General features: G+C 29.3%; 8 protein-coding genes. 4 read left to right on the top strand and 4 right to left on the bottom strand.

What is annotated here, in order from left to right; all coding sequences use genetic code 11:
- Positions 1–239 precede the first annotated feature (239 nt).
- On the bottom strand, positions 240–2,924 hold the full coding sequence (locus AABI72_RS00970) for a proline dehydrogenase family protein (RefSeq protein ID WP_338363550.1): 2,685 nt from the start codon (positions 2,922–2,924) through the stop codon (positions 240–242).
- Between the two features lie 243 nt (positions 2,925–3,167).
- Here AABI72_RS00970 and AABI72_RS00965 point away from each other — a divergent pair, with 243 nt between their 5' ends.
- Together AABI72_RS00965 and AABI72_RS00960 are read left to right on the top strand one after the other, a co-directional pair.
- Positions 3,168–4,637 (top strand): ABC transporter substrate-binding protein/permease, encoded by a 1,470-nt coding sequence (locus AABI72_RS00965; protein WP_338363549.1) that lies wholly within the window; start codon positions 3,168–3,170, stop codon positions 4,635–4,637.
- A 1-nt stretch (position 4,638) separates the two neighbouring features.
- Positions 4,639–5,370 carry an amino acid ABC transporter ATP-binding protein gene (locus AABI72_RS00960; RefSeq protein WP_338363546.1) on the top strand — a complete coding sequence of 244 codons (732 nt, stop codon included), beginning with the start codon at positions 4,639–4,641 and terminating at the stop codon, positions 5,368–5,370.
- A gap of 91 nt (positions 5,371–5,461) precedes the next feature.
- Here AABI72_RS00960 and AABI72_RS00955 read toward each other — a convergent pair whose 3' ends face one another.
- The 3 genes from AABI72_RS00955 to AABI72_RS00945 all read right to left on the bottom strand — a co-directional run bounded on the left by AABI72_RS00955 (position 5,462) and on the right by AABI72_RS00945 (position 10,542).
- Positions 5,462–8,365, bottom strand: coding sequence for a hypothetical protein (locus AABI72_RS00955; protein ID WP_338363544.1), 2,904 nt, complete (start codon positions 8,363–8,365; stop codon positions 5,462–5,464).
- 53 nt (positions 8,366–8,418) lie between these two features.
- Positions 8,419–8,919, bottom strand: coding sequence for a translation initiation factor IF-3 (infC, locus tag AABI72_RS00950; RefSeq protein WP_338363543.1), 501 nt, complete (start codon positions 8,917–8,919; stop codon positions 8,419–8,421).
- A gap of 693 nt (positions 8,920–9,612) precedes the next feature.
- Positions 9,613–10,542: a tyrosine-type recombinase/integrase gene (locus AABI72_RS00945; protein ID WP_338363540.1), complete on the bottom strand. Its 930-nt coding sequence runs from the start codon at positions 10,540–10,542 to the stop codon at positions 9,613–9,615.
- A gap of 885 nt (positions 10,543–11,427) precedes the next feature.
- On the opposite strand from AABI72_RS00945, the gene AABI72_RS00940 reads away from it, so the two are divergent.
- A complete protein-coding gene (locus AABI72_RS00940; protein WP_338363538.1) occupies positions 11,428–11,631 on the top strand; it encodes a hypothetical protein in 204 nt (67 codons plus the stop codon).
- Positions 11,588–12,342, top strand: a 755-nt coding sequence (locus AABI72_RS00935) for a hypothetical protein (RefSeq protein ID WP_338363536.1), incomplete at its 3' end; no start/stop codon positions are given. The genes AABI72_RS00940 and AABI72_RS00935, both read left to right, overlap by 44 nt.

Genomic DNA, 12,342 nt, shown 5'->3' with positions numbered 1-12,342 from the left:
TTTAATCTAATTCTCAGTTAAATCATGCAGCCATTTTGGTTGATAGATCAAATGAACTGGCTCCTTGTTATTATAACTAATGTATATAAGAGATAAAAAAAGATATAGAGTAGTAGTCATGAATTAACTAAACTTATTGTTAGGCAATGATTTGGAGTGTTGGGTCATTGTTGGTATATTTATTTAATAATTATATTGTAATAATTTATTATATACTTCTATAATTTAAAAATTCCCTATTATAAGTTATAGAATTCTGAAAAATATCTAATTCTTTTCTTTTTTGAGCTATGTACAATAAACTCATTTATTTTCTTTTTCATTGTAATCTTACTTGGTTTGCCTAGATTAGAATCTGCAGTACTGTTGATACATAAAGCAAGATTTGTTGTCTTCCATTGAGATATCTTTGCAACATTAGAAATCCTAGTATATAGCTCAACTATGTGATTGTTATCAATTTTCTCTATTTTGTGCAATAGCTTTATTAGATCTTTATTTGCATATTTCATTACACCTAACACAGGACCAATTGGATTATTTTTTAAATATGAAACACTATTCACACTGTAAAGCGTTGGAGGAAATAATCTTGTGTTTTGTTGTATATCAAAACTTTGGTAAATAGTCTTTGATAACATTTTTTTATAATGTTTCTTACAGGCATTATACTCATAGCTTGTTAAAAGGCTTATACCATACTTTGAGCTAGTAATGCTGTCAATATTTAAACATTCTATTGCTGCCATTAGTGCAAATAATGTTTTTTTATAAATATCTTCATGTATGCACAGTAAACTTATTGAATGGCTTTGTGCAAAGTGTATAAATGATTGATTGATAATATGATCACAAATTTCCCAAAAAGAAACAGAGTTATCTAAAACCACAATCACCTCTTTTCTCTCAAGGCTGCTAATTGTTAGCTTTTTTTTTCTATCAACCATTTTCTTTGCAATATATTTAATAATCCTGCTTTCATTACTGTTGGTTATACTAGCTAAAGCATTGTTGTTTAAGCATAATTTTTTTATCCCATTGATATCATTGGTGCTCATGTGCAATAGTGTATTTTTACAAAAGATGTTTGATTCTAATATTGTTTTGACAATTTCATTGCACACTAAGCTATAGTTTGGATTGCTAACAACTATAACTGGATGAGATGTTAACAAGGCTAAAATTATATTTACCACCAAGTCTTTAATTTGTGGACTCTCGTATTCAAGACATAGAAATACTTTATTATTGCTAACTATATTTTTGTTTGACCAGATGGTTTTATACCAAGACAAATGTTTAATTGTTGCAACAATCTCTTTGATGGCAACATCTTCTATTTTACCACATTCTATAATTGTTGCTGTAATTATGTTTTGTATACTGTTGAGTATTGACTGTATTACAATGTCTATTTTTTTTTGTGGATTTGTACTGTTGTTGTGCAGTGAATTTTTTTGCTTGGCTATTCTACTAATTACATGATCTATATCTTTTACAGTAGAAATGGTAGTAAGATTTGTCTTTCCAGCTATATTGCTTTGTTCTTTGTTATAGATTTGTGTAAAAATAAAGTTGTTCATTCTACATAAAGTATGATCATTTATTATTTTATAGCTTGTTTTGTCTGTGCTAACTAATTGTCCCATATTTAACAGTATGTGTGTCAATAATGGAAGTGTGTTTTTTTGGTTGCCAATGATTATATGAGGAACATATATAGCATTATTTCCTATAATTTCTTTTATTTTTTCAACATCAATTATGCTGGGCATGTAATGAAATTCACATAGAGTTTTGTTGAGTAACTTCTTTATGCCTTGAATAGTAGTTGTGTTATTGGTTGCAAAACATATAGTTACATAATTTTGTGATTCTATTAGTTTTTTTGCACAAGCTAAATAAGCTATTTCTGTACTTATCTTTTTTGTAAAAATAGCTGGACAGCAATGGTTCCTTTTGGCTTCATTAACTTCATATTGCCAGTTTCCTCCTTTTACCAATCTAACCAATATTTTTTTATTTAGCATTGTGCACAAATTAATAATAGCATTTAAAAATTCCAAACAATCCTTTTTATAAGCTTGCATGGTAACACCAATTTTGTTATTAATGTCCACCTCATTATTCTTTGCCAATTTTTCTAAAATACTAATTATAAAAGCATACTCAATAATTTTGTCAGTATTTATCATTAGGGTGATTTGAGTATTGTGTATGGTCTTAAGAAGTGTAACTATTTTTTTACAGGCAATTTCAATATCTGTATTATTCTTCTTGTATGCTGGTCTTGGACATATTGATTTTAGTGACAAAGCAATAATAATTCTGCAACCTGTTCTTAACATTATTTTTTGTGCTTCTGTAATATTATATTGATAATAAGCATACCAAGCATGATTGTTTTCGTGACTATAAGTTAATTTATTTGTTAATAAACAGGATACTTTTGTAGAATTTATGTATTTTACTGCCTTTTGTACTGAGCATCCATAAGTATGTTTTTTATATAGCTTATTAGCATTTGTTTTGATTTTGCTCTCAAGTTTTGCCAGATCCAGCTTATTGATTGCAAAGTTGTTTTTTTTTTGTGATGAGTATTTAGTTATCATTTTCAAGATAGATATTGGCATTCTTGATGCTTTGTCTAACCATTGATTTTTTGTTGGTAAATTTATTAACTTAAATTTTTTTTGCACACTATGTAAAAAGTCAAACCTGCCATTAGTGTTTTCAATTAAGAAAAAATCTCTGATTACCTTCAGCAATATTTTTGTTTGTCTGTTATTTTCTACTTGCTGTTTATTGTTTTGCCTTACCCACAGTGTTAACTCTCTTCCTATATATGTTTCATATGTTTTTACAAAATCATCTTCATTACATATAATTGTTTTACTTGTTGAGTTACTGTTTCTGTTGGGCATTTTTCATCCTTTGCTATCTCTACTTCTTCTAATGCTACAAAAAACCAATTAACAACAGCTAAATAATCCAATTATAAAAAAGCATCCAATGCACCTAAATTTATCTCCAGTATTGCTGGGCTTTCATTTAACAAATTTTAGGAATAAAGATATGATTATATAAATAAATATACCCACTATTTTTATTGACTAATTTAGTAAAAAATTTACTATTTTTAATGTATGAAATATGGTTGTGTTTTTGTGCTCAAATCTAGATTCTTTGCTTATCTCTTTGTTTTTTTGCTACCATTTGTTGCACAAAGTAAAACATCACAATATAATGCTAATTACGTTAAGTGCAACATAAGGATTGGTGATTTTGGTGGTGAGCCACTTATTGTTGGTATATCACCTGACTTTCCACCATTTGAATTTCTAAAAAATAATAAATTAGTTGGTTTTGATGTTGATTTAACACTCAAGGTAGCTCAACATATTGGCAAGGATATTATTTTTAGATGTTTACCATTTTCATCTATTGTGACAATTCTATCTAAGACACAACTGGATATGGCAGTATCTGCAATTAACATTACTGAAAAACGTATGCAAAACAAATTGCTATCATTTTCCATGCCATATTACAATTCAAATTTTGGGATAATTTTTAACAAATATGATCAAAAAATTAAGTGGGGAGATGTAGCACATATTGCTGTGCAAGAAGGGACAGCAATGGAGATATTTCTACGTAATTATTATAAAAATTCCATTATACTAACGTTTCCTAATAATAACCTAGCTGTACAAGCTTTAAAATCGGGGTTAGTTAATTTTGTATTACTTGAATGGGAGCAAGCTAAAGGCTATGTAAATTCTTACAAAAAATTTTCATTATCCATGGTAGAAGGTGGTGGAAATTATGTATTTGCATTCCCTTCTGTACCTCCTTTAATTAATATAGTTAACAATGCTATAAAAAAATTAAATGATTCTGGTGTAATAGATTATTTAAGTAACAAGTGGTTTATTAATGATAAATGTATGCCTGATATAGATCGTGACAGTACATCAATCCTAAATAACCAGCAAAAGAATAATATATACTACTTAGATACTATATATTATATATTTAATGGTGTATGGGTTACTATATTTTATGCACTGATTAGTATAATTGGTGGTTTATTGCTAGGTTGTTCGCTGGCTCTTGTTGCTGTCTTGAGTCCAAGAGTTATTAAATTGTTTATATCATTTTACATATCTGTATTTCGAGGAACACCATTGCTTTTGCAATTAGGTATTATTTATTTTACATTACCTAACATTACTGGTTCAATACCTGTTTGGGTTGCTGGAATTCTATCACTTTCATTAAACTCTTCAGCATACATGGCCAGCATAGTGCAAGGTGGGATTGTTAATTTTGATCCTGGACAACTAGAGGCAGCAGATAGTTTAAATTTATCTACAGTGCAAAAATATCGCGATATTGTTTTACCACAAATTTTTAGACATTCTGCTCCATCTTTTATAAATGAAGTTATAGATTTAATTAAAGAATCAGCCATTATATCTGTAATAGGAGGTGGAGAGATTATGCACAGAGCTAATACTATAGGCATTGAACATTATAACTATTTTTTTCCATTAGCTGTTGCTGGTATATTTTATTATACATTATCCATTTTGACATTGCTCTTGATAAAAATCACAAATAAGAAGGTGTAAAATGGCAGTGGTTTTCTTCAATGTGCATAAAAGTTTTTCTGGTAAAAAAGTGTTAAAAGGTATTAGTTGTGAGATAGCGAATAATAAATCTACTGTTATTTTGGGATGTTCGGGATCTGGTAAAACCACTATGGCAAAAATTATCAATGGATTAGTATATCCAGATAGTGGCTCTGTTTTAGTTGATGGACTTTCACTGCTACCAAAAAATATTAAAGCAATACGTAACAAGATTGGATTTGTTTTGCAGTCATGCAATCTGTTTCACAATATGAATGTTATTGAGAATATTGTTTATGCGCCAGTTCATGTTATGGGTAAAAGTGCCGCAGAAACAAAAGTTAAAGCAAACATCTTGTTAGAAAAATTTGGACTTATTAATCTTCAAATGAACAATGTTAATAGCCTTTCCGGTGGACAAAAACAAAGAGTAGCAATTATTAGGTCATTAATTATGGATATTAAGCTTTTGGTTATGGATGAGCCTACTGCAAACCTTGATCCAACAATGAAAGAAAAATTTATACAAACAGTCTCTGAGCTGCGCAAAAGTAATATTGGAATTATTATGGTTACACATGATGTTATGTTGGCACAAAAAATTGCAGAAAATGTTATATTTGTTGCAGATGGCCATGTAGTAGAAAATGCCTCAAGTCATGATTTTTTTAGTCCAAACTTTTTGCACAATGATGATGTTAGTAGCTTCCTGCAGTTTGCTGGTTTAGGATAAGTTTTCTATAATCAAAATTATAATCTACTTACTTGCCAATTTTCATTATTGTTAAAATTACAGTTAACAACTAATTGATACACGAAAAGGATTAACCCCGCCTTTTTTCTTGGTTATGTTGGCTATGTTCAATATTAATATCCATACCAACATCATGAAATAATTCATGGGATGTTAATTCTTTTGGGGAAAGGACAGCTGTCTTAAGCCTTGATTTTACTGCATTAACAATATTGTCCTGAGTTTGCATTGTAAGAGCATTAGCAGTGTTACGATATTGTGAATATTGCATGCCATTCCCCTGTGCAGTTATTTGTGTTATTAATGCTAGAAGATCTTTTGCTGAGTTTTCTTGACAAATGTTATTAAACATTTTTGCTAAAGTTAATTCATCCACACTGCCTATTTCTTTATTCTGCCTTAACTCATTGAACATTAATTTTTGACGGTATATGCTATCCAATAAAGTTAGTGCACATTGACTTCTGTTGACTCCAGCATGGCAATTGGACACTGTAAGCACATTCTGGTGGCCTAATTTATCTACATCTGGTAGCACAACATTATTTACCCAATCTAACAATGGTGACATGCTCTCGGGGCTGAAATCATATTGTTGATAATCAGGATATTTGACATAAAATGCAAAACTTAGATCTTTCTCAGACTCTATGGTTTGTTTTGTGCCATCACTGGACATTTTCACTTCTTTTATAGTAAAGTTTTTTATACCCACAGCTTGGTTATCAATTGTATTTTCTGGATCTTTCAAAATTTGTGCCACCTTTGTGGTAATGGCATTATTTGAGTCAGTTGATATATGCATTATTTTGTCATTCTCTTCTTCTTTGGGGTAAAAATATACTACTGTATCTTTTTTTTCATCGTAAAATACAATAGGATAACTGCTATTTAATGCTTGTACAAAATCCTTATCCCAAAAATTAATCTGAAATATTTTTTTATATTGAGCGCCAGCTTCATATAACATTCGTGCCCATTGTTCATTGGGATGATTATTTGAATATCTTGAAGATAGTGACATTTTACTAATCTCTCTAGCACTCTCTTTTCTTTGATTGCCTATCCATGTTATAAATGACTTCTTATTGTCTACAGCATTATTCCATTCTCTAAGCATCTCTGCTGCTAAACTGGGTTTTCTTATATCTAAAATTTTTTTATCTTTATATATGCCAGCTTTATAAAGAGTATCGTAATAGCATTCTGTATTTTTTATAGAATTTTCTGTTAGTACTTCTAGCTCTGGTAATTTGTCAGTACCTGTATAATCTTCTATTATGCCATTTAATGCTGTAACAATATCTGCATCCATCTCTGAAGCTTGTTTATTTTCTGCTATGGCACACCAAGTTTTCTCAACTTCCATTGCAAATCTAGCCACAGACTCAGAATTTGGTTGTTCATTCTTTAACCATTTGTGCATTGCATTTTTTAGTGCACTAGTATTCTCTTGAGGATTGTTTAACAACTCAACAAGTGCTTGATTTTTGGCTTTTACTGCCCAACAAGCTTTACAATACTCTGATTCTTTGGCTGTAGCTGCAATCTGCTTATATACTGGCGCTAAGATTCTATATACAATATGATACATTTTCTTATTTTTTTTTAGTTCAAGTTGTGCAATCTTTTGAACCCGTTGTTCTTGTTTATCCTCCGAAGTTTTTTCTAGCATCATATTAAGCCACACATTTTGTATTACTTCTTCTGCTGGTTCTTGAATTGAGGGATTAGCTGAGTACACATCACCAATTAACCTTGATACATTTTTTTTAAATGCTAAAAACTCTTGGAAATCTTCAGATCTCAACATATCTTTTGGTATTGCAATCTTTTTTCCTAACTTTTTGCCAACATATTGTTTTATAATTTTTGCAGTTCCTTGATCTTGTTTTGGTATTTCAGTATTGTTCTGTATAGCTGTAAAGATAGCTGCTAATTTTTCTTTAATATCATTGACATTCATATCCATACTTGAATGAATATATTGATACAATCTTGGCTGTTTACTCCTTTGGCTAGCTGATTTTTCTTTTTTATAATTTCTTTGTATTGCACTTACACAGCCCATGAAATCATCTAAACTTATATGCTCTTGAGCAACAAAACCCTTTTCTTCCATAAGGTGCAATGCTAAAGGATGCCATTCTCTATTTGGTCTTTGGGAAATACTTTCCATTTTTGCAACTAACTCATAGATATCATTATCAACAAATCCACTTTTCCATATTTGCATAGCATCATTATAAGCAAGTCCTTTGTGCAGTGTGCCAACATGTTGTTTCAGGTGGTAGATTGGTGCAGCAGAAAGTAGTGTTCTTATGGGCTTCTCTCTTGGACTAATTTGCAATTGAAAAGCAGGAGCAGTCATGCCTTTGTATTTTCCAGAGGAGAAAATAAATGCATTTTTTTTATTGCATGCAGAAACTACACTATTATAATTTTTATATTTATTAATTTTTCTGAGAAATGGTCGCAATATTTTTTTAAATGGTTTAGCCATAAATTTAGATAAAAGATTAAACTTATAATGAAAAGAAAAAGGATTTTCCATAGCTTTGCATGCATTAGGAACTAATCTAATTTTTGTTTTATCTTCTTTATTTGCTTGTCTAATAAGAGCATAATTATCAGCAGTATGTTTTTTAGACATTTCAAACACAGTTTGTTTTGCAAGATCTTGGTATCTTCTTTCAAGCTCTGTATTACTTTTATACCCCATTTGTTCAAGTTCTTTTGCTGTAAAATTATACCAATATTTTGCACGCAATTTATCAACAGCACTATGTACAGCCTTATAGCTTGCCATTGATCTGCTTGCTTTGGCAGATAGAATCTGTTTTGCATCAGAGTCAGAAATTTTATCTGAATCTAGTACTTTTTTTAATCTTCTAATACTGTGCTTCATGCTATAATCTTCAGACAAGGGTGCTTCATGAGCAGTACCATTAATATAACTATCTTTTAATGGCATTAATATAATCCTATTATAAATTTATAGTATAAGAGAAAATAGATAATTTTTTTTTACTTTGTTGTATTTGGGGTATATATGCAAAATAAATAACCATTTTCTAAGTCTTTTTGTGAATGCTGCTGACTAATTTTCCCCAGTTCTAATAGATCTTCATTGATTTTAACAAACAAGTCATGACCATGCTGTTTAAACATTAACTCACGACCTCGTAACCTCATTATAAATTTAACTTTATTACCACTAGTAAGAAATTTTTTGGCTTTATTTATTTTTACCTGATAGTCATGCTGCTGTATTGATGGCCTAATCTTTAATTCTTTTAATTCAATATTTTTCTGTTTTTTCTTTGTTTTTTGCGATTTTTTTTGCATATTGTACTTATGCTTACCATAGTCTATAGTCTTGCATACTGGTGTATTTTCTGCATTTGATATAAGAACAAGATCAAGTCCTTTTTCCTCAGCAATTTTTAAGGCATTTTCTTTGCTCATAATGCCTAGCATATTGCCATCATCATCAATTAACTTAACTTCTGATGCTTGGATGCCCATGTTAAGCATTTTGTAATCAAATCTATTGTTAGCCAAATTTTAGTCCTTTTCAGATATATTAATAAAGAATATTGAAAATATCAAATAATGCAAGTTATAAAATATTCAGCATTGTAATAATACAACAGTTTTAATTATTAAACAATAATACTAACTGTAAATATCAATTATTTTATCCATCATATAATAACAAAGTCAGCATAGCAATACAAATGTGTGTTGAATGTGTCAACTATATGTTAAAAAAAGCAGTAAAATAATTTTGTAAAGCAAAAAACTTTTATCTATATGATAATAAGGTGAGCTATGCTAATGAAAAATTTTTATTTGATAATAAAACCAACTAGGAGTTAGAATATTCACTTCATTTTATTCTTAATCAATAATAGCAATCAGTATTTAAAATACAGCTAAGTTTATTAATTTTAATAATAATATGCTTAATTAATTTATATTATTATTTTTAACTTTCTATTAATTCTTATTTTTAACTTTTAATAACTTCTTTTACTTTTTACCTTAGGTTTTTAGACAGCAGCATAAAGTTTGCTCAGCAAAAAATACAGCAAGAAATCTTTATTCTAAATACATGCAACACCATTGATAAAAATAAACATTCTAAATTAATGTCACAAACACATACACTGTTTGAATTTTTTTTATTTGAAATTTTTTATCAATACATCTCTCACCTTAACACTGTGAGTCCATTTTGTTTATAGGATGAGTTTTATCCATGGTTTTTCGTATTGTGTCTCTATTTAAGGTTGTGTATATTTGCGTAGTTGATAGTTGTGCATGTCCAAGAAGATCTTGAATAACTCGTATATCCATGCCATTCTCCAGCAAATGCACTGCATAAGTGTGTCTTATGGTGTGGGGTGATATATTGTTGTTATCAATCTCAAGACTAGAAAACAAGTTTTTTATTATTTTATATGCATATTGCCTAGTTATAGGTTTTTTATTTCTATTGTTAAAAAAAATAAATTTTTTTATATTGTGTGTATTGTTTGCTACATTATTAGCTATAAAATGCAATAATGCACTCTCAGTGTTTCTAGGCAGTGGCACAATTCTTTCTTTAGAGCCTTTGCCTCTAATCACTGCATAGCTACCGCCATTATTATCACTTTTAATGCCACTAATGGTTAGATTAAGTGCCTCAGATATTCTAAGTCCACAACCATAAAGAATTTCAAACAATGTGTATGCTTGTAGCATTGATTTAGAATGTTTATTTTTGTCAAAATTAATGTGCTTTACTGTGTCTTGTGTAAGAAAGTTTGGTAATTTTTGTTCTTTTTTGGGGATTTGTAAAAATTGATGCACATTAGATGAAATTATGCCTTCCACATAAAGAAATTTATAAAATGATCTAAATGCTGACACTTTTCTTGCTATAGAGCTTTTTTTAATACCACTGCTGAACAATTTATAAATATAACTTTCTATTTCCCCTCTGCTCACACTATCTATTGCCTTCTCTCTTGTTTGTGCAAAAAGTTTAATGTCTGTTTTATAAGCAACTAATGTATTTGTACTTATTGCTTTTTCTGCATTAAGTGAATTAAGGAAATAATCTATCAATCTTGAATTATGCCTTTGGCTATTTGTTGTCATAGTTGTAGATAGTTAAAAAATATTTTAGAAAAATTTCTATTAAATTAATATTTAACTGATATTTATATATATGTATATAATTACATTTTAGAAATTGAGGAATAAAATATTTGTGTCAATATTTTTTTGTATAAAATTTTTGTGATTGGTGTTTATGAAAGCAAATATATCAACTTTAATTGCTAATGCTTATAGCAAAATAGCAAAAGTTTATCTACAAAGCATAATTTATATTAGTTATGCTGTTATAAATATTACTATAATTATTTCTAATATATCTGTATTTAGGGACTATCCTCCACCTCCTTATGTTATATTTTAGCTATTTTAATAAGTGTAAAATGTTTAAATTATTGTACATGACTATGGAAATGTCTAAACAAGAATGTGCATTGGGTCATATTGACTAAAAACATTAAACAAACATTTTTTATAAGTAATAAAGTATTTCTCTATAGTTTTGATGGGGATATATACTCTTATTTGTTAATATTTTTATTAACTAACCTGATGAAAAATCAGCAATTTTACTAAAAATTATAAAGACATAATATCTTTTTATTTGAAATTGTTTTTTATATTTTCTCACTTTTCTATAATGAAAGAAAAATATACAAATCATAGTATGGGAACAAGCTAAATCAAAGATTTTTATGGAATATCTTATGTTGGCTGATAACATACTCTATGTTTTTTTCCAAAAATTAACAATAAAAATGATCCTATTTATACAATAGCAACACACATAATAACAGCTTCAGTTAATATTTATTTTGCATATAAAATGCAGAGAGTTTATATTTTTATTTTTTATTAATGTATTGGATATAACAATAGTAACAATTAGCTTGTTTATATTAAAACAATACAACAAAATATACAATTATGATTACACAATACAGAAAGTTATCTGGAGTTTCATTAGTTGAAACACTGATTACAATATCAATTATGACTTTGTTGATTGTGACAGTAATGCAAGGCAGAAGTTTATTTACAGCTGCAGAGATACAGAGAATTATTGATGAGATTAACATATTTGATAGTGCAGTGTTTAATTTATCTTCAATACAACTATCTACCAGGTGACTTCCCAGATACAGCAAAAGTATGGCTAGAAGATGATATTAAAAGTACTTGTAATAAGGTTACTGCAGAATTTGTATTAATAAAAGATGGTATGAATGCAGCATATATTGCTGGCGATGGAGATGGTTATGTGGCTGTTGCACAAAATCACAGAGATGATTATCCAGCAGAATGTGATATAGCTAACTGTCATCTAGCATTATCTAATTACTTGCCATTGAATAAGTTAGGTTGTGGTGTGCCAGAGAATAGTAATGGCAACAAACTTCCCTTATCAAGAAATCTTGACAAAGATCTGCCATTCATACCTGGGTATTGGATTAATAATAAAGATAATCTTAGTATTCATAGTCAAATTTATAATAAAACAACAAAAGCAAAAGATCTAAACACAGTTCCAAGTGGCAATTCTATAATGTTGATTGGTAGACATAAAGAGGGCTATGCTACAACAGCAACCCCTTTTTCAACTCATATTAGCTCATATGTGTTGTCCTCTTTAGATAAAAAAATAGATGATGGTAAACCTGGTACTGGTAGGGTTAGATTTGGCAATGTTTATAGTCATACTGTTGGTGGTGGTGCAGGAATGGGAGCAATTTCCACTCTAATCTGCACTGCGTTGGGTTCCTCAAGTAGTGCAGATTATCAATGCACTCCAGATTCAAAATTCACCAACATTAGTTATAGCAACAAGGAGCCAGGCTATAT

The organism is Candidatus Xenohaliotis californiensis (genome assembly GCF_963930935.1).
GTDB classification, from domain to species: Bacteria; Pseudomonadota; Alphaproteobacteria; order Rickettsiales; family CAWVOK01; genus Xenohaliotis; species Xenohaliotis californiensis.
The sequence above is the reverse complement of the archived record's forward strand: the minus strand, read 5'-3'. Positions and strand labels throughout refer to the sequence as shown.

Excerpts from the sequence above, each read along its gene's own strand:
- AABI72_RS00970 (WP_338363550.1), bottom strand. The coding sequence starts at position 2,924 with ATGCCCAACAGAAACAGTAACTCAACAAGTAAAACAATTATATGTAAT.
- AABI72_RS00960 (WP_338363546.1), top strand. The coding sequence starts at position 4,639 with ATGGCAGTGGTTTTCTTCAATGTGCATAAAAGTTTTTCTGGTAAAAAA.
- AABI72_RS00955 (WP_338363544.1), bottom strand. The coding sequence starts at position 8,365 with ATGCCATTAAAAGATAGTTATATTAATGGTACTGCTCATGAAGCACCC.
- infC (WP_338363543.1), bottom strand. The coding sequence starts at position 8,919 with ATGGGCATCCAAGCATCAGAAGTTAAGTTAATTGATGATGATGGCAAT.
- AABI72_RS00945 (WP_338363540.1), bottom strand. The coding sequence starts at position 10,542 with ATGACAACAAATAGCCAAAGGCATAATTCAAGATTGATAGATTATTTC.
- AABI72_RS00940 (WP_338363538.1), top strand. The coding sequence starts at position 11,428 with ATGATTACACAATACAGAAAGTTATCTGGAGTTTCATTAGTTGAAACA.